We start from the raw sequence: 18328 nt of genomic DNA, 5'->3' as shown, positions 1-18328 counted from the left end.
ACCTACATACTCTACACTGACATGAGTATTATTTGCGACTATCGTTAAGCGATTAATCAGTAACTGATTATATTTATTCAACATACACCTGATGGCTAGGGAAAAAAGTGCTCACCTCGCGTTGTTTGGAACAAATACGGTCTTGTTTCATCCTTCTACGGTCAGTGATAATTACGCTTGTCTCTGAGGTGAAAATTTGAGGTATAGATGATAAGAAAGGCGACACTTGCGGATATATCCCGTTTGGTTGAGGTTTGGGAACTCGCAGTAAGAGAAACACATTTATTCTTAACCGAAACTGATATTCAGTTTTATTTGCCACAGGTGCGGGATATCTATTTACCTGCTCTGGAGGTGTGGTTATTTGAAAATAGTACCGAGATCGTAGGATTTATCGGCCTGGATAGTAACAAAGTAGAAACGTTGTTTATTGATCCCGCTTATCACGGTAAAGGTATTGGTAAAGCGTTGCTGGTTCATGCTCAGCATTTAAAGGGAAAGTTGCGTGTGGATGTGAATGAGCAAAATCCAGCGGCATTAACTTTTTATCTAAAATGCGGATTTATAAAAATCGGTCGCTCAGAATTGGATGGCGAGGGGAAACCTTTCCCATTGATTCACCTGACTCAGACTGAATAGTAACCTAGGACGGGTGATACTAAGCATGAGCTGTGGTTAGTGTATATCACAAACCATTAAATAACCTTTTCACCACTACGGCGCTACTCTCTTTGCAAGCAATTCCCATCGGTTCATCGTGAGTTGCAGAGTTCAGAACTTCTGAAGTATTGGCTCTGGCTTGGATTGAGGCATATGTACGCATGTTGTTACTTCTTAAATTTACATTTCCATTGCTGAAAATTCAATCAACCCCAGGGGGAATATATGGTTGCAGAAAGTATTCGACCATAAAAATTTATAGCGCTAAAAAAGCCCGTAGTGACACGGGCTTGAGGTGTACTTCGAGGGGCAGTGAGACTTAGTGAGTGCTAGCGTGATAACTTACTCAATATTCTGAATCTGCTCGCGCATTTGCTCGATTAGTACTTTCAGTTCGATAGCGGAGTTGGTCACGTCGGCATTGATAGACTTTGATGCCAGCGTATTCGATTCGCGGTTAAATTCTTGCATCATAAAATCAAGGCGACGGCCTACCGCTTCTTTCTTCTTCAGAATATTGTGCGTTTCTTTAACGTGCGCTTCCAGGCGATCTAGCTCTTCGGCAACATCGACACGTTGCGCCATCAACACCAATTCTTGCTCCAGACGGGTATTTTCCAGTTGGACTTGCGCTTCTTCCAGCTTATTGAGCAAGCGTTCACGTTGCCACTGCAAGATATTTGGCATATGCGCACGGACTTTAATCACTTCCGCACTAACACCATCAAGGCGCTGTTCGATAAGGGTTTTCAGTGCCGCACCTTCTGTTTCGCGGGAAACGATAAAGTCATCCAGCACGATATCCAATGCTTGCATTAGCTCGGTACTGATTGCGTCCAGATCCTGCTCTTCAGCGGCCATGACACCCGGCCAGCGCAGAATATCCACCGGATTTATCTCGCCTTCATCACTTTGCATTTTGACCCAGTTACCGGCCTCAACTAACTGCTTTGCCAGTTTTTCATTAAGGATCAGAGAGCTTTGTGCGTTAGCATCCAGTTCAAAACGCAGGTTGCACTCAATTTTGCCGCGCGTTAAGCGGCCACGGATGCGTTCGCGGATAACTGGTTCCAGACTGCGAAATTGTTCAGGTAAGCGAATATAGGTTTCTAAATAGCGTTGGTTAACGGAACGCAGCTCCCAGGCTGCGCTACCCCATTCACCCTTAATGTCACGCCGAGCGTAAGCGGTCATGCTGCGGATCATTGTTGCGTACCCGTTTTAAAGAAAAGATGCAGCGATTATAGCCTCCGAGGCGCAGGCAGGATAGGCATTACATCACTAAGGCCGTATAATGCGCGACCAATATCGATTTAAAGCCGGAGAAAGCCCATGCGTCCAGCAGACCGAGCAGCACAACAAGTCCGCCCACTCACCCTGACCCGTAATTACACGAAACACGCTGAAGGTTCAGTATTGGTTGAGTTTGGCGATACCAAAGTATTGTGTACCGCCACGGTCGAAGAGGGTGTTCCGCGCTTTCTCAAAGGCCAAGGGCAGGGCTGGATAACTGCTGAATATGGCATGTTGCCGCGTGCTACTCATAGCCGTAATGCCCGTGAAGCCGCGAAAGGTAAACAAGGTGGCCGTACTTTAGAGATTCAACGCCTGATTGCCCGTTCTTTACGTGCTGCGGTTGATTTGAAAAAATTAGGTGAGTTCACTATCACCTTAGACTGCGATGTGTTGCAGGCTGATGGTGGTACCCGTACTGCTTCAATCAGTGGTGCTTGTGTGGCTCTGGCCGATGCACTGAATAAACTGGTCGCGGCGGGTAAATTGAAAGCGAACCCAATGAAAGGTCTGGTTGCTGCGGTTTCTGTCGGTATCGTTAAAGGCGAGGCCCTTTGCGATCTGGAATATGTAGAAGATTCTGCCGCAGAAACGGATATGAATGTGGTGATGATGGAAGATGGCCGGATGATTGAGGTGCAGGGCACCGCAGAAGGCGAACCATTCAGTCACGAAGAACTCTTGTCGTTGCTGGCTCTGGCCCGTGGGGGAATAGAGACTATTTTCCAGGCGCAGAAAGCAGTGTTAGCACAATAATTGATTAAGGCGACTTGCTAGTCGCCTTTTTTTTGCCTGCAATTTAGATATCGAGTCAGTTAATAAAGCAGTTAACAAGAACAGTCACAATCTGGAGAGGAGAAGTACCCATGAAAGCCTATCAGCGCGATTTTATCGAGTTTGCGCTTAACAAGCAGGTGTTGAAGTTTGGCGAATTTACCCTGAAGTCTGGGCGGATTAGCCCCTATTTCTTTAATGCCGGATTGTTTAATACCGGGCTGGATCTGGCAAAACTCGGGCGTTTTTATGCCGCTGCCTTAGTAGATTGTGGTGTGGAGTTCGATCTGTTGTTCGGGCCAGCATACAAAGGTATCCCAATTGCGACGACGACGGCTGTTGCATTGGCAGAGCATCATGAACGCGATGTGCCTTACTGTTTTAACCGTAAAGAAGCGAAAAATCACGGGGAAGGCGGCAGTCTGGTAGGTAGCCCGTTACAAGGCCGAGTCATGCTGGTGGATGATGTAATAACCGCTGGTACTGCTATTCGTGAATCAATGGAGATTATCAATGCACAGGGCGCGACCCTGGCTGGCGTAATGATTTCATTGGACCGTCAGGAACGTGGCCGTGGTGAGATTTCAGCGATTCAGGAAGTTGAACGTGATTATCACTGCAAAGTGATTGCGATTGTGACGTTGAGTGATGTGATAAGTTATCTGGAAGAAAAACCAGAAATGGCTGATCATCTGGCCGCGGTGCGTGAATATCGCAAGGAATACGGTATCTAGCCACTCTATTGCTAAGCCAGCAAAAAGGGCCATCAGGCCCTTTTTTTATAGGTTTTGTGACTGCCGCGACTGAGCTTATTGCAACTGCGCCACAATCAGTGGCCAGCGGGCGTCAAACTCTTGTGTTGGCCGGTAGCGGAATTCTGAACGGACAAAGCGCGAAAGCATCCCTTCACAAAATGCCAGTAGTTGAGTCGCCAATAGCGCTTCATCATGTATAAAACCTTGCCCATCACGCAGTTTTTTCTCGCGCAAAACTTGACGCAATTGCACTTCAATACGTTCAAATAGTTGATTAATCCGCCCTTGCAGACGATCTTGTTCAAACATCAGTGCATGCCCGGTCATGATTCGGGTCAGGCCGGGGTTGCGTTCTGCAAACCCTAATACCAGTAGCAGGATTAGCCGGAGGCGATTAAACGTCTCTTTTTCATCTTGCAGAATCAAATTAATGCGGGACATCAGACTATCTTCAATAAACTCGATCAGGCTATCGAACATCCGCGTTTTACTGGGGAAATGTCGATAAAGCGCTGCTTCAGAAACCCCCACATTGGCGGCAAGTTTAGCGGTAGTAATGCGTTGGCTACCATCACTGGATTCCAGCATCTGCGCTAAAGCCTGCAAAATTTCCTCGCGCCTGTTCCTTTTCGTATTCTGTTTTTCTGCCATGTCCGAGTAGACCCTTGCTAAAAATGACTTAATAACAAAAACCCAAATATCGGCCGCACTGGGTACCAAGCCCCGGCGGCTTATGTGATAGCTTTTTTACGATATTGAGGTCTAGGGTAGGTTATTGGCGCCCAGAATGACCAAAACCACCGGTACCACGTTCACTTTGGTCAAAATCCTCAACCAAATTGAATTCTGCTTGTACTACGGGAACAAATACCATCTGAGCGATGCGTTCACCGGGTTCGATGGTAAAAGCCTGTTGACCACGGTTCCAGACTGACACTATCAATTGCCCTTGATAATCGGAATCAATCAGCCCCACCAGATTACCTAATACCACGCCATGCTTATGCCCCAAACCGGAGCGCGGCAGAATGACGGCGGCTAAAGCACTATCACCGATGTGTATGGCTAAGCCGGTAGGTAACAATGTGGTTTGCCCCGGCAGTAAATCAACTGCCTCGTCCAGACAGGCACGTAAATCCAGCCCGGCAGAACCTTCTGTAGCATAGGTTGGTAAAGGAAATTCATTGCCAACACGTGGGTCCAGAATTTTAATGTCGATTTTTTTCATCATAACGGCTGACAATCTCGTCTATTAAACGCTGACTGAGGAGGTGTTTATCGCTGAGCGGTAAACGTTTCTCTCCAGCCAGCCAAAAAAGGTGCAAGGCATTGGTATCACTGTTAAAACCATGCTCTGCGAGCGATACATCATTAGCGCAAATCAGATCCAGCTTCTTTCGCACTAGTTTTTGTCGCGCGTATTCTTCCACATTCTGGGTTTCGGCAGCAAATCCAACCACAAATGGTCGATTTTTAGCCATCGAAGCCACGCCAGCAACAATATCCGGGTTTTTCACCAACTTAAGGGTGATTTCATCACCCTGTTTTTTTATTTTCTCATCAGAAACTTGCTCTGCACGGTAATCTGCTACCGCAGCACAAGAAATAAAAATATTCTGCTGGGCTACGGTGTTCTGCACGACCTGCTGCATCTCAAGAGCACTGACAACATCAATGCGATTAACACCCGTCGGCGTGGAGAGATTCACCGGGCCTGCAATCAGCGTGACTTTAGCGCCTCTCGCGGCGGCGGCCTGAGCAATTGCGAAGCCCATCTTGCCCGAACTTTGATTACTGATAAAGCGCACCGGATCAAGTGCTTCACGCGTTGGCCCTGCGGTAATCATGACACTCAAATGTTGCAGGTCTTGTTTTGCAGAAAAATGACTGTCTGCCAGTGCGACGATTTCCAGCGGGTCCAGCATTCTTCCCGGCCCCACATCACCACAAGCCTGGCTGCCGCTGTCCGGCCCCCACAGCAACATTCCGCGATTAGCGAGAGTCTGCAAGTTCGCTTGGGTGGCCGTAGCACGGTACATCTGTTGATTCATGGCCGGAACAGCCGCAATAGGGGCTGCTGTGGCCAGGCAAACCGTGGTCAGTAGGTCATTTGCCATCCCCGCAGCAACCCGGGCCAGCAAATCAGCCGTAGCCGGAGCCATGATGACCAGATCAGCCCATTTACCTAACTCAATATGGCCCATGGCGGCTTCTGCCGCCGGATCGAGTAAATCATCTGAGACGGGATAGCCCGAGACTGCCTGCAACGTGAGCGGCGTAATGAACGCTTTGGCGGCGGTCGTCATCACCACACGCACTTCTGCGCCCCTGTCGCGCAAGCGGCGTACCAGCTCAGGAGATTTATACGCGGCAATACCTCCGCTAATCCCGAGCACAATATGTTTGCCGGAAAGTCCCGTCATCATGATTGTCCGAATGAAAGCTGTAAGAGGCAATATTTTAGCATAACCACTGAGTAGATTAGCTATCGGGCTGTCGCTTGATGTCATCAATCATCAAATTTGCGAAGCGTTTCGCATGCACTTAATCATGAGTTCGCCAGGCAGAAAGCCTTCTGTCATGCTGCATGTGCTGTTCTGGGATTACAGGAGCCAAAGGATGGATGAATGGTATGGGCAGATAGCCCCAAGGGAGAAATTACTGAAATACGGTGCAGCCATGCTGACCGATGCCGAGTTACTCGCTATTTTTCTGCGTACCGGTATTCCGGGAGTACACGTAATGCAGATGGCTGAATATCTGATTGAAGAGTTTGGCTCACTTCATGGGCTGATGTCGGCGGATTATCAGACGTTATGTGCTCAAAAAGGGATTGGTGCATCTAAATACAGCCAAATTCAAGCTATTGCAGAACTGGCCTGCCGTTGTTTTTCATCCCACCTGATGCGGGAAAGTGTTCTGCAAAATCCCGAAATTACCCAAAAGTTTCTACAAAATATTCTTTCCCACCGCGAACGAGAGATTTTTTTAGTCATGTTTTTGGATAACCAGCATCGTGTTATTCGCCATGAGGAGATGTTTACTGGTACCATTAGCAGCGTTGAGGTCCATCCGAGAGAAATTGTGCGTGAAGCGCTGAAGGTTAATGCCGCCGCGCTGATTCTGGCGCATAATCACCCCTCGGGTAAGGCTGAACCGAGCCAAGCCGACCGTTTGATTACTACGCAGGTGATAAAAGCCTGCTCATTATTAGATATTCGTGTGCTCGATCATTTAGTGGTTGGCCGGGGTGAATGTGTCTCATTTGCTGAACGGGGATGGCTTTAGAGCAATAATAATTGATCCTTTCAGGATCTTTAGCTGTTCGGGACTTGAGCACTTACGCTTCAGAGCGTATACTACGCCACCTTTGAGAATCTTGGGTTTGGCGTGAAGAGCCTATCTCAGCAGGTTTATAGCCTGGTGGCAGGGGTTTCTGACCTGATGACAGTGAGTCTTCTCAGTGAATTTGCTGAGATGGGCTCTAAAGCCTGACGAGGCGGCCAAATCCTATACGAAGCTCGAGCTGATTTGATTTTTGGAGAATAGACATGTCCCGAGTCTGCCAAGTTACTGGCAAGCGCCCGGTGAGCGGTAACAACCGTTCCCACGCAATGAACGCGACCAAACGCCGTTTTCTGCCGAACCTTCACTCTCACCGTTTTTGGGTTGAGGGCGAGAAGCGCTTTGTAACTCTGCGTGTATCTGCTAAAGGTATGCGTGTTATTGATAAGAAGGGTATCGAAACGGTCTTGGCCGAAATTCGTGCCCGCGGTGAGAAGTATTAAGGAACTGAATCATGGCTAAAGGTGTTCGCGAGAAGATCAAGCTGGTTTCTTCTGCTGGTACTGGTCACTTCTATACCACTACGAAGAACAAGCGTACTAAGCCGGAAAAATTGGAATTGAAGAAATTCGATCCAGTTGTCCGTCAACACGTGATCTATAAAGAAGCTAAAATTAAATAATTTTAATTTTGGTGGATTATGAAAACCCGGCTTCGGCCGGGTTTTTTATTATATAAAGTTCAGTGAGATACGTTTAGGGAGGTTACATGCCTGAATTACCAGAAGTTGAGACCAGCCGACGCGGGATCGAACCTTATCTTGTCGGCCAAACTATTCTTTACGCGGTGGTTAGAAATGCCCGTTTGCGTTGGCCGGTATCCGATGAAATTCTGGCTTTGAGTGATCAGCCGGTGCTCAGTGTTCAGCGTAGGGCCAAGTATTTACTAATAGAACTGCCAACTGGCTGGATTATCGTCCATCTGGGAATGTCAGGTAGCTTACGGATATTATCTGAAGAAACTGAAGCTGAAAAACACGACCATGTCGATTTGGTGATCAGTAATGGCAAAATATTGCGTTATACCGACCCACGGCGCTTTGGTGCCTGGTTGTGGGCAAAAGACCTTGAAACCAGCAATGTATTAGCACATTTAGGGCCAGAACCACTGAGCGACGAATTTTCTGCCCAATATCTGTTTGATAAATCACGTAATAAGCGCACCGTGATTAAACAGTGGCTGATGGATAATAAAGTGGTAGTTGGTGTTGGCAATATTTACGCCAGTGAATCCTTGTTTGCCGCGGGTCTTTTGCCTGACCGTGCCGCCGGTTCATTAACCAACGCTGAAATTGTACTGCTAGTGGCCACAATAAAAGCCGTGTTGCTGCATTCCATTGAGCAGGGGGGCACTACATTGCGCGACTTTCTACAGTCAGACGGTAAGCCTGGTTACTTTGCGCAGGAGTTGCAGGTGTACGGGCGGGCAGGCGAGTCATGTCGCCGTTGTGGGCATCTGATTGAAATTGCGAAACATGGGCAGCGCAGCACGTTTTTTTGCCGCCACTGCCAGCATTAATCGTATACCCTTCGTATTTGAAGCCGCTGGGTTGTGAGCTATGTTCGCTTACCACCTACCGGTAACGCCAATTAACTTTGGCTATATAGGGTATCGCGTAAATAAAGAGTCAGGCCAGTTTACTCATTAGCGCTTTGGTGACCGGTACCGGAAGGAACGGCGTGATATCTCCCCCATGGCGCGCCACTTCCTTCACCAATGAGGAAGAGATAAACGACCATTTTTCTGATGGCATCAGGAACACACTTTCCAGTTTTGGCATCAGGTGACGGTTCATATTGGCCAGTTGCCATTCATACTCAAAGTCTGATACTGAGCGTAAGCCTCGTACCAAAATATTAGCATCATGTTTTCTGGCGAACTCAGCCATCAGTTCACTGAATCCTAAAACCTCTACATTCTTCAAAGGTGCGGTCACTTCTTTGGCCAATGCCACGCGTTCTGCCAGTGTAAACATCGGTTTTTTGCTGGAACTGTCGGCAATAGCCAGGATGACATGGCTGAACATGGCAGCGGCACGTGTCACTAAGTCCAAATGCCCATTGGTTATGGGATCAAATGTCCCCGGATAGATGGCTTTGGTGGTCATGAGTTCTCGCTTTTCTGATATTGGTGGCTCAATGCCCACAGAGCCGCATATTTATTAAAGGTATATTGCGCGTTTACGACTGCCAGCAATAGCCCTTGTTTACCATCGAGGAAACCTGCACGTAATAACCATGTTTTACAGAAAGCCCCAAGAGTATGGCTGAGAATAGAGAAGTAGCTGCAACTCTTACCTTGCTGATGGCGCTGAGTGGCCCACGCCTTTGCATAACTCAGTTGTTTACGTTGAAAAGCAAAGAAATCACGGCAAGTTAGATGCAATAAATCACCGCTCAACGGGATAACTTTTGCTGAGCCGCTATTGAGCGATTCATGCACCAAATTATCGTTATATTGGAACTGATGATGCGGATATAACCGAGTTACTCGATCTGGATACCAGCCACTGTGGCGCATAAAACGGCCTAAAAACAGGTTCCGCCGTGCACAGCTATAAACTGCGCCTTCCTCCGGTGCGATAAGTACCGCTTCAATAGCTGCTTTAAGCTCAGGGGTTACTCGTTCATCGGCATCCAGCATCAGAATATAATCACCACTGGCATACTGTTGAGCTAATTGCCGCTGTTTACCATAACCCGGCCATTGCTCGTTACAGTAGACTTTAGCGCCATATTGCTGAGCCAGCGCGATGGTTTCATCTTCACTGCCTGAATCCAATACCACTATTTCATCAGCCCAGCTCACTGATGCCAGGCAATCCGCCAGCAATGAGGCTTCATTCTTGGCAATCATCACCACTGACAGGCGTTTTCTTGCACTCATTTAGTGGCTCCGTTGCGGCAGATAAGGCTCCAGCAAGTGTAATAGCCGCTGTAGTGCACCTTGGTTTTCATGCAACACATCAACTGCATGGCGACCATAATAGAGGCGGCAATCTTCATCTGTTAGCAGCACGGTGATTTCTTTTACCAGCGATAGGGTATCTGTTACGGTTATCAACCCTTCAGCCTGTTCCAGCTTGGCACAGATGTCTTTAAAGTTAAATGTATGTGGCCCCATCAACACCGGAATGGCATGGGCCGCGGCTTCCAATGGATTATGACCACCACGTTCAACCAGGCTTCCACCGACAAAGGCCAGATCGGCAATACCATATAGCAGCATCAGTTCACCCATGGTATCGCCAATCACAACCTGTGTACTGCCAGAAGGGATTTCACCTTTGCTACGTAAGGTATAACTCAGCCCTGCTTTCTGTGTCAGTTCAACCGCTTTCGGGAAACGTTCGGGATGACGAGGTACCAAAATCAACAATAATGTCGGGAAGTGTTGCAGCAATTGGCTGTGAGCCTCCAGCAAAATGGCTTCTTCGCCGTCATGAGTACTGGTTGCAATCCACACCGGGCGATGCGGTGCCCATTGGCGGCGTAATGTTACGGCTCTGGCTGCTAATTCAGGGGTGACGGAAATATCAAATTTCAGGCTGCCCGTTACCGTCAACTGAGAACGTCTTAGGCCCAGTTCGATGAAACGGTCGCCATCTTCTTGATTTTGTGCAGCAATCAGTGTGATGCGTTGCAGCATATTACGGATAAAACTACCGATTTTCTTATAGCCAGCGGCAGAACGGGCAGAAAGACGTGCATTGGCAATCACCAGTGGGATCTTGCGACGATGCAGCGCATTGATAAGATTCGGCCACAGTTCTGTTTCCATGATAATGACCAGCTTAGGATTGACCTGATCAAGAAAACGGTTCACCGAGCCGGGGAGGTCGTAAGGCAGATAAACGTGGTGAACATCTTTACCAAACGCAGATTGGACACGCTCAGAACCGGTAGGTGTCATGGTGGTCACGGTAATGGGCAGTGATGGGTAGCGGTGACGTAATGCCCTGACTAAAGGGATCGCGGCCAGTGTTTCACCGACTGAAACTGAATGCAGCATGATACCGCCAGCGACAACTTTACCGGCACAAAAACCATAGCGTTCCCCCCAACGCTTGCGATAAGCGGGGGCTTTACGGCTACGTAACAGCAACCGCAGCCAAATCAAAGGTTGAATAAGGTAGAGCAGTACCTGATATAAACGCAGCAACATTCTATCAATTTCATTAATATGGATTATTAAGAATAATACCATATTTGAGCAAGAAAGGCTCTTTTCAACTGGGCCAGCCTGATAGCCGGAGTAGGGCCAGACTATTCATAAAAAAGAATATAATTTTTAACAAATTTCAGTAATTGGGCAGCGATAAAATTGATTTTGCGTGCTTAAAGATGAGAGTGATTATCATTATTTCTTGTTGCGCTTAAATGTATAGCCATAGATACCAGTAAGTTATTATTTGGTGATATTTTTATCTGGAAATATGCCTATTTTTGGCGGTATATCGCTATTTATTGAAGCCTCTACTTTGATGGAATGATATTTAGTAATTAATGGTGTGACCGATAAATTGGTGAGCCGTTATTCGGAGGATATCAGCGAGTCGCGTTATTAATTATTTAAATAATTAATTAGAAATTCTTAACAGTCAGGTGTTGATGTTAATTGAAGCTATGTATTAGCCGCCATCTCTTGTTGGATAATAGGTTAGAAAGATAATCAGACAACCCATAACAAGCGAATCTGATAATTACCAGAGTCGCTTGTTATTACATGATAAATACTGGCAGATAGAATTCCTGGCATGAATAAATCACGGAAAACAAACAATAGTCGCTTATGAAATCAGTGCTTCCAATCGCGCCATAATAGTTTCAGCCGTAATAGTATCCATGCTTTTTTGTTCGGAAATCACCGCAATCTGGTTTTTCCCGTAGCCACCAATTAACCCAGGGTCAGTTGGACCGAACAGGGTAATATTGGGGCGATCCAACGCTGCGGTCAGGTGGCTGAGGCCGGTATCAACGGAAACGACGGCTTTTGCACCCGCCAGAACCTCTGCCACCTGCTGGAGGCTGAGTTTAGGCAAGACCTCAACATGCGGAAAATGCTCCGCTAATCGTAACGCGCGTTGATACTCATGTTCCGCCCCCCATGGTAACTTGATTTTTAAACCGGTGGGTGCAACCAGCTCGATCAATTGCAGCCAATGGCTTTCAGGCCAGTGCTTGCTGTCTCTGGTTGTTGCGTGCAGAAAAACCAAATACTGGCCAGCATCGCTGGGTAACTGGCTTAAAAAGCGCTGCGCGATAGCATAATCGCCATAGCTGTCAGGTTTGTCATAGCCAAGGCTTTTGGCAAACAGTTGGCGTATGCGCTCAACAGCATGTTGTTTAGTATCAATCTCATGACGGCAGTTATAAAACCAACTGGCAAAGGGTTCGCGGGCACTTTTGCAATCTGGGCCATGTCTAACCCCTTTGGCGATACGGGTAATCAGTGCGGCACTTTTAATTAGCCCCTGAGCATCAATCACCACATCATAACGGCGCTGCTGCACAACACGTTTAAAATCACAGCGTTCCTGCCGGGTATCACTACCAAACCAATTCTTACGCCAACGGCGGATGGCAACCGGAATCACTCGATCCACCGCCGGGTGCCAACTGGGTATTTGGCTGAACCCTTCCTCTACCACCCAATCAAAGCGAATCTCTGGCATAGCATTCATCGCATCGGTCAGTGCGGGCAACGTGTGTAAAACGTCGCCCATAGAAGAGGTTTTAACGATCAATACATGCATTAATCGGCCTCACTGACAGTGCTTTGGCGAGCCGATAATTGTTTCTCAAGGGCCGCCATCACTTGTTCTGGCTGGATATCAATCAAACTCTGATGATAGCCTTGCGCGCTATCGCCTTTGCGCACTTTGTGATAGCCGGTAATGAGGCGAATGACCGTAGCTTTATCGGACAGTGGTGGGGTGAAATCCGGGCTGCTTGGGCCATATAAGGCCACTAATGGCTTATTTAATGCAGCAGCAACATGCATTAAACCGGAGTCATTACTGACTACCGCACTACAGGCTGCAATCAATACCACCGCTTGTTCCAGCGAGGTTTGCCCCGCCAGATTGAGGCAGAATTCGCGGGAATTTTCGCCCAAAGTCTGGCGGATCTCTTCACCGGCTTCATTATCTTTAGCTGAACCTAATAAGACGACCTGATAGCCAGTATCAATCAGTTTCTGGGCCAGCGTAGCATAGTGATAATGTGGCCAGCGTTTTGCCGGACCAAACTCAGCGCCTGGGCAGAAACCCACGATTGGCCGGTTATCAGTCAAATTGAATGACGCAGTAATCTCGGCAATTTCTTCATCCCGAACCTGCAATTGCGGCCATAGCAAAGGTTGCGGTAAATCGTCGGCTGAATGGATTTTTTCTTTATCATAGGCCAGTGCGACATAGCGCTGAACCATCATAGGGAAGGCTTGTTTATCCAAGATACGCATATCATTGAGCAAGAAGTAGCGCATTTCGCCACGCCAGCCAATGCGTTGCTTAATCCCTGAAAAATAAGGTATCAGGGCGGATTTAAATGAGTTTGGCAGCACATAGGCACGGTCATAGCCGGTTTCACGTAAGGCTAAACCCAAGCGACGACGTTCATCAAAAGCAAAAGCCCCATGGCCTAAGGGCATGGGGATTGCATGACGCACTTCTGGCATTCTGGCCAAAAGCGGACGGCACCACGCAGGTGCCATCACATCAATATCTGCTGCCGGATATTCGGCCTTCAGGGTACGGTAAAGACTTTGCGACATCATCATATCGCCAACCCAAGAAGGGCCGATGACCAGTATTTTCATACCGTTTATCAATTCCTTGCAGCAAGTAATTTAGACTGAGCGATTGAGCCAGGCCAGGTATTCGTTGACGCCTTCAGCGACGGTTTTGAACGGCTTGTCGTAACCCGCAGCACGCAACTTGGTGAGGTCAGCTTGGGTGTATGCCTGATAACGACCTTTCAGTTTTTCAGGGAATTCAATGTATTCCACAGGTCCACTGTGGTGGAAGTCTACTACCGCATCGGCAACAGCCTGGAAAGATTCTGCGCGACCGGTACCACAGTTGAAAATGCCGGAGACATTGTTTTGCCAGAACCACAGGTTAACGTCAGCCACATCACCCACATAGATGAAATCGCGTTTGAAGTTTTCACTGCCGGAGAAGAGTTTAGGATTCTCACCCGCATTGATCTGGTTATTCAGGTGGAAGGCAACGCTTGCCATGCTGCCTTTGTGCCCTTCGCGTGGGCCATAAACGTTGAAATAACGGAAACCACAAATTTGCGAATCAGCTTGCGGCAGAATCTCGCGCACATACTGATCAAACAAGAATTTGGAATAACCATAAACGTTAAGTGGTTGTTCGTACTGACGATCTTCGATGAAATTATCGGTACGCCCACCGTAAGTGGCAGCAGAAGAGGCATATAAAAACGGAATGCCGCGATCCAGACAGAAGTGCAGGATATCTTTAGAGTATTGATAGTTGTTATCCATCATGTACTTGCCATCCCACTCGGTGGTGGAAGAACAGGCACCCTCATGGAAAATAGCATCAATATCACCCATGTCATCACCGGCAACGATACTGGCGACAAAATCTTCTTTATCCATGTAATCAGCGATATCCAGATCAACCAAATTGACGAATTTAGTGCCGTCTTTCAGGTTATCAACAACCAGAATATCTTTATAACCGATATTATTCAGTGCCTTAACGATATTGCTGCCAATGAAACCGGCGCCGCCAGTGACGATAATCATCAGGTTCACCCTTGCTAATCTTCTTGGTCGGGCACAATGCCCCACACTCTAGTTGGCGTTATCATAACATTTCATAGGATAGCGCACAGCCGCAAGGGGCTTAATCTCACGGTTTCTATGCGCTTTAGGATTGTTCACCGTGATATGTACTGCATTTTTTATAATATAAGACAAGGTTCCTCGTCAGTTCACTCACTAATCAGTAAAATGTACTGTGAAATTGCCCATCTTGGAGATAACTGAATGTCCCAGCCATTTAATCGACACCCTTTTTATCAGCAATTAGAACAACAACTCATAACTACCCGTGCTGAAGGGTTGTATAAAAACGAGCGAATTATCACCACCGCCCAGCAAGCAGACATTGCTGTAGCTGATGGAAGCCGTGTTATTAATTTCTGCGCCAATAACTATTTGGGCCTGGCCAACCACCCAAGGTTGATCGCAGCCGCTAAGCAAGGCATGGATACTCATGGTTTTGGTATGGCGTCGGTTCGTTTTATTTGTGGTACCCAAGACACACATAAAGAGTTAGAGCAGAAGCTAGCCAGTTTCCTCGGTATGGAAGATGCCATTCTTTACTCTTCTTGTTTTGATGCTAACGGCGGTTTGTTTGAAACCCTGCTGGGGCCAGAAGATGCCATTATTTCTGATGCGCTGAATCATGCTTCAATCATTGATGGTGTACGGTTATGTAAAGCCAAGCGCTACCGTTATGCCAATAACGATATGAGCGAACTGGAAGTCCAACTCAAACAAGCCAAAGCAGATGGTGCGCGTCATATTATGATTGCCACTGACGGTGTGTTCTCCATGGATGGTGTCATTGCCAACCTGAAAGGTGTTTGTGATTTGGCGGATGAGTATCAGGCATTAGTGATGGTCGATGACTCCCATGCTGTGGGTTTTGTGGGGGCTAATGGTCGTGGCACTCATGAATACTGCGAAGTAATGGATCGCGTTGATATTATCACCGGTACTTTGGGTAAAGCACTGGGTGGGGCGTCAGGCGGTTATACCGCTGGCCGCAAAGAAGTGGTTGAGTGGTTGCGCCAGCGTTCACGGCCTTACTTGTTCTCAAATTCATTGGCTCCAGCAATAGTAGCGGCTTCTATTGAAGTGTTATCGCTATTGGAAGACGGCGCTGAACTGCGTGATCGCTTATGGTCGAATGCGCGTTTATTCCGCGAGAAAATGAGTGCCGCCGGATTCACATTGGCTGGCGCTGATCATGCCATCATTCCTGTCATGCTCGGTGATGCGGCACTTGCGCAAAAATTTGCCAATGCCTTGCTGAAAGAGGGTATTTACGTTACCGGCTTCTTCTATCCGGTGGTACCGAAAGGCCAGGCGCGGATCCGTACCCAAATGTCGGCGGATCATACGACAGAGCAAGTCGAGCGGGCTATTGAAGCCTTTGTGCGTATCGGCAAACAACTTAACGTTATTGCGTAAGGAATGTTCATGAAAGCATTGTCTAAACTGAAGGCCGAAGAAGGTATCTGGATGACCGATGTGCCGCCACCAGAGCTGGGGCACAACGATATCATGATCAAAATTCGCAAAACCGCTATCTGTGGTACCGATGTGCATATTTATAATTGGGATGAATGGTCGCAAAAAACGATCCCCGTCCCAATGGTGGTTGGCCACGAATATGTTGGTGAAGTTGTCGCCATTGGTCAGGAAGTGAAAGGCTTTAATATTGGTGATCGGGTGTCTGGCGAGGGTCATATTACCTGCGGTCATTGCCGTAATTGCCGTGGTGGTCGTACTCATTTGTGCCGTAATACCGTGGGGGTTGGGGTTAACCGCCCTGGTTCTTTTGCTGAGTATTTGGTCATTCCTGCCTTCAATGCGTTCAAAATTCCAGACAATATTTCTGATGAGCTAGCCGCTATTTTTGACCCCTTCGGTAATGCGGTGCATACCGCGTTATCCTTTGATTTAGTGGGTGAAGATGTGCTGGTTTCCGGTGCTGGCCCGATTGGTATCATGGCTGCAGCCGTGTGTAAGCATGTTGGCGCTCGCCATGTTGTTATCACTGATGTGAATGAATATCGCCTGGATCTGGCGCGTAAAATGGGTGTAACCCGTGCCGTTAACGTTAGTAAAGAGAATCTGACGGATGTGATGGCTGAACTGGGCATGACTGAAGGGTTTGATGTCGGTCTGGAAATGTCAGGTGCGCCACCGGCGTTCCGTTCATTACTTAACTCAATGAATCATGGTGGGCGTATCGCAATGCTGGGGATACCTCCCTCTGATATGTCTATCGACTGGAATCAGGTGATCTTCAAAGGGCTGTTTATCAAAGGGATATATGGCCGTGAAATGTTTGAAACCTGGTACAAAATGGCAGCACTAATTCAATCTGGCTTGGATTTAACCCCGATAATCACTCATCGTTTCTCTATTGATGAGTTCCAGCAAGGGTTTGATGCGATGCGTTCGGGTAAGTCGGGTAAGGTGGTTTTAAGCTGGGACTAAAATATTCCCTTCGGGCCTTGAAGTTGCAGGGGTGTTGGCTGCGCGCACTAACCCGAATCACTTACTTATGTAAGCTCATCGGGATGAGTTTGCTGGCCGCCTACCTGCACCTCCAATGACTTTGGGAATTCCCTTCGGCCTTGAAGCTGCAGGATTGAGAGCGGGGCAGTCAGGTGATGATTGCCCCGTTTTATTAAGGCTTATCCGCTTTCGGTTTATCGCCGTCTTGGTTATTCGATTTTGGTTTATCCACCGGAATAACTGGCGCTACTGGCGGGAAGTATTGCTGCCAATGCCGCTGAACAAAGACCACCGCAGGGCTTTGCATCAAGCTCTCACCTATGATGCTAAACATCCTGTCTGCGTAGATTTTCTCCGCTACATAGCCCTCTTTCGCTTTGCATTGCTTGATAGCTTTCAGGCGATCGCCTTGGGTTGAGCCAGGTAGTTTGGTTTTACCCGACAACATGCCGCCACTGTTATTTTGCGTATTGTTTTGTACCGGCTCATTGAGAAGTGCACTTGGCCGGACTAATACGATATCAGCAGGTAACTGAGGCAACATTTGTTGCAACACTTTAATGGTGGCCGGATGGGGGTGCCCGATAGCAATAGCCGAACCATTACGACGAGCCAGTTCTACCGCACGGTTAAACTGTTGGCGGATCGCCGCTTCATTTTGTGAGTCATCCAAAAAGACTTTGCGCTTAATGACCTTAACCTGAGTCCCCTCTGCGGCACGGCTCGCTTGGCTATTACCGATGGTCACGCTATCGAGGAAATAGAGCTGATAGTGGTCCAGCTCCCGCATCACTTTCTGCATGCCGGAGAAACTGGAGGTCATTGCGCTGCCCATATGGTTATTCATGCCCTTGGCATAGGGGACATTATTCACCGCCTGGCGCATGATGCGCTGAATCTCTTCGCTGCTCATTGATGGCTGTAATGTATCGCGCTCCAGCGGTTGTTTGCTTAGGGGAGCCATCGGCAAATGAATCAGTATTTCGCGCCCTTGATTATGGGCTTTGACGGCCATCTCTCTGGCATAAGGCGCATTCGGTAGGATAGCCACTGAAATAGGCAATGGCATCTGTAAAATCTTGTTTTCGTTCTGGGGGCGATAACCAAAGTCATCAATCACAATAGAAAGTTTGCCCGCCTGTGCGGCGTTAGCGATGAGTAGGGCGGTTACAATGATAAATCGGCGTGTGTTGAAATAGTGCAATACA

The 18328-nt window shown here is 47.8% G+C and carries 21 protein-coding genes; 9 read left to right on the top strand and 12 right to left on the bottom strand.

The features are described from left to right. Nucleotides 1-207 precede the first annotated feature (207 nt). Entirely contained in the window at nucleotides 208-639 is a 432-nt protein-coding gene (locus tag ACWJJO_RS22285; RefSeq protein ID WP_083161676.1) for a GNAT family N-acetyltransferase, read from the top strand. Between the two features lie 46 nt (nucleotides 640-685). Here the strand turns inward: ACWJJO_RS22285 and ACWJJO_RS22280 are convergent, their stop codons facing one another. After that, on the bottom strand, nucleotides 686-823 hold the full coding sequence (locus ACWJJO_RS22280) for a hypothetical protein (protein WP_193784755.1): 138 nt from the start codon (nucleotides 821-823) through the stop codon (nucleotides 686-688). Between the two features lie 179 nt (nucleotides 824-1002). Then, nucleotides 1003-1866 carry a YicC/YloC family endoribonuclease gene (locus ACWJJO_RS22275; RefSeq protein WP_005191086.1) on the bottom strand — a complete coding sequence of 288 codons (864 nt, stop codon included), beginning with the start codon at nucleotides 1864-1866 and terminating at the stop codon, nucleotides 1003-1005. A 126-nt stretch (nucleotides 1867-1992) separates the two neighbouring features. Here ACWJJO_RS22275 and rph point away from each other — a divergent pair, with 126 nt between their 5' ends. Next, nucleotides 1993-2709, top strand: coding sequence for a ribonuclease PH (gene rph / locus ACWJJO_RS22270; RefSeq protein ID WP_083161705.1), 717 nt, complete (start codon nucleotides 1993-1995; stop codon nucleotides 2707-2709). A 110-nt stretch (nucleotides 2710-2819) separates the two neighbouring features. Further along, the gene (pyrE, locus tag ACWJJO_RS22265) at nucleotides 2820-3461 is read left to right on the top strand and encodes an orotate phosphoribosyltransferase (protein WP_083161707.1); all 642 of its coding nucleotides are present in this window, start codon (nucleotides 2820-2822) and stop codon (nucleotides 3459-3461) included. A gap of 75 nt (nucleotides 3462-3536) precedes the next feature. Here the strand turns inward: pyrE and slmA are convergent, their stop codons facing one another. The 3 genes from slmA to coaBC all read right to left on the bottom strand — a co-directional run bounded on the left by slmA (nucleotide 3537) and on the right by coaBC (nucleotide 5908). Further along, nucleotides 3537-4133 carry a nucleoid occlusion factor SlmA gene (gene slmA / locus ACWJJO_RS22260; RefSeq protein ID WP_005191076.1) on the bottom strand — a complete coding sequence of 199 codons (597 nt, stop codon included), beginning with the start codon at nucleotides 4131-4133 and terminating at the stop codon, nucleotides 3537-3539. A 121-nt stretch (nucleotides 4134-4254) separates the two neighbouring features. Further along, nucleotides 4255-4713, bottom strand: a complete 459-nt coding sequence (dut, locus tag ACWJJO_RS22255; protein ID WP_481091527.1) for a dUTP diphosphatase — start codon at nucleotides 4711-4713, stop codon at nucleotides 4255-4257. After that, the gene (coaBC, locus tag ACWJJO_RS22250) at nucleotides 4691-5908 is read right to left on the bottom strand and encodes a bifunctional phosphopantothenoylcysteine decarboxylase/phosphopantothenate--cysteine ligase CoaBC (RefSeq protein ID WP_193784756.1); all 1218 of its coding nucleotides are present in this window, start codon (nucleotides 5906-5908) and stop codon (nucleotides 4691-4693) included. Before coaBC ends, dut begins: the two co-directional genes overlap by 23 nt. 193 nt (nucleotides 5909-6101) lie before the next feature. On the opposite strand from coaBC, the gene radC reads away from it, so the two are divergent. From radC to mutM, 4 genes are all read left to right on the top strand, one after another. After that, a complete protein-coding gene (gene radC / locus ACWJJO_RS22245) occupies nucleotides 6102-6770 on the top strand; it encodes a RadC family protein (RefSeq protein ID WP_083161712.1) in 669 nt (222 codons plus the stop codon). 263 nt (nucleotides 6771-7033) lie between these two features. Beyond that, nucleotides 7034-7270: a 50S ribosomal protein L28 gene (gene rpmB / locus ACWJJO_RS22240; RefSeq protein WP_005164747.1), complete on the top strand. Its 237-nt coding sequence runs from the start codon at nucleotides 7034-7036 to the stop codon at nucleotides 7268-7270. A gap of 11 nt (nucleotides 7271-7281) precedes the next feature. Further along, nucleotides 7282-7449: a 50S ribosomal protein L33 gene (gene rpmG / locus ACWJJO_RS22235; protein WP_004392084.1), complete on the top strand. Its 168-nt coding sequence runs from the start codon at nucleotides 7282-7284 to the stop codon at nucleotides 7447-7449. Nucleotides 7450-7535: 86 nt separating this feature from the next. Next, on the top strand, nucleotides 7536-8345 hold the full coding sequence (mutM, locus tag ACWJJO_RS22230) for a bifunctional DNA-formamidopyrimidine glycosylase/DNA-(apurinic or apyrimidinic site) lyase (RefSeq protein ID WP_083161714.1): 810 nt from the start codon (nucleotides 7536-7538) through the stop codon (nucleotides 8343-8345). Nucleotides 8346-8454: 109 nt separating this feature from the next. Here mutM and coaD read toward each other — a convergent pair whose 3' ends face one another. The 6 genes from coaD to rfaD form a co-directional block, all read right to left on the bottom strand. Next, nucleotides 8455-8934 (bottom strand): pantetheine-phosphate adenylyltransferase, encoded by a 480-nt coding sequence (gene coaD / locus ACWJJO_RS22225; protein WP_083161716.1) that lies wholly within the window; start codon nucleotides 8932-8934, stop codon nucleotides 8455-8457. Beyond that, nucleotides 8931-9713, bottom strand: coding sequence for a glycosyltransferase family 2 protein (locus ACWJJO_RS22220; RefSeq protein ID WP_372560142.1), 783 nt, complete (start codon nucleotides 9711-9713; stop codon nucleotides 8931-8933). Before ACWJJO_RS22220 ends, coaD begins: the two co-directional genes overlap by 4 nt. Further along, on the bottom strand, nucleotides 9714-10991 hold the full coding sequence (gene waaA, locus ACWJJO_RS22215; RefSeq protein ID WP_442821389.1) for a lipid IV(A) 3-deoxy-D-manno-octulosonic acid transferase: 1278 nt from the start codon (nucleotides 10989-10991) through the stop codon (nucleotides 9714-9716). 625 nt (nucleotides 10992-11616) lie between these two features. Then, complete coding sequence (gene rfaC, locus ACWJJO_RS22210) at nucleotides 11617-12582, bottom strand: lipopolysaccharide heptosyltransferase RfaC (protein WP_083161720.1); 966 nt, start codon at nucleotides 12580-12582, stop codon at nucleotides 11617-11619. Further along, nucleotides 12582-13646 carry an ADP-heptose--LPS heptosyltransferase RfaF gene (gene rfaF, locus ACWJJO_RS22205; RefSeq protein WP_083161722.1) on the bottom strand — a complete coding sequence of 355 codons (1065 nt, stop codon included), beginning with the start codon at nucleotides 13644-13646 and terminating at the stop codon, nucleotides 12582-12584. Before rfaF ends, rfaC begins: the two co-directional genes overlap by 1 nt. A gap of 30 nt (nucleotides 13647-13676) precedes the next feature. Next, a complete protein-coding gene (gene rfaD, locus ACWJJO_RS22200; RefSeq protein WP_083161724.1) occupies nucleotides 13677-14609 on the bottom strand; it encodes an ADP-glyceromanno-heptose 6-epimerase in 933 nt (310 codons plus the stop codon). 243 nt (nucleotides 14610-14852) lie between these two features. Between rfaD and kbl the strand changes: the two genes are divergently transcribed. Both kbl and tdh read left to right on the top strand, forming a co-directional pair. After that, nucleotides 14853-16064 carry a glycine C-acetyltransferase gene (kbl, locus tag ACWJJO_RS22195; protein WP_083161726.1) on the top strand — a complete coding sequence of 404 codons (1212 nt, stop codon included), beginning with the start codon at nucleotides 14853-14855 and terminating at the stop codon, nucleotides 16062-16064. 9 nt (nucleotides 16065-16073) lie between these two features. Beyond that, on the top strand, nucleotides 16074-17099 hold the full coding sequence (gene tdh / locus ACWJJO_RS22190) for an L-threonine 3-dehydrogenase (protein ID WP_083161728.1): 1026 nt from the start codon (nucleotides 16074-16076) through the stop codon (nucleotides 17097-17099). A gap of 193 nt (nucleotides 17100-17292) precedes the next feature. Here the strand turns inward: tdh and ACWJJO_RS22185 are convergent, their stop codons facing one another. After that, a complete protein-coding gene (locus tag ACWJJO_RS22185) occupies nucleotides 17293-18324 on the bottom strand; it encodes a divergent polysaccharide deacetylase family protein (RefSeq protein ID WP_442821388.1) in 1032 nt (343 codons plus the stop codon). Between the last annotated feature and the right edge of the window lie 4 nt (nucleotides 18325-18328).

This window comes from Yersinia antarctica (genome assembly GCF_056636475.1).
Note: the sequence above shows the minus strand (reverse complement) of the source record. Positions and strands in the feature narration are given on the sequence as shown.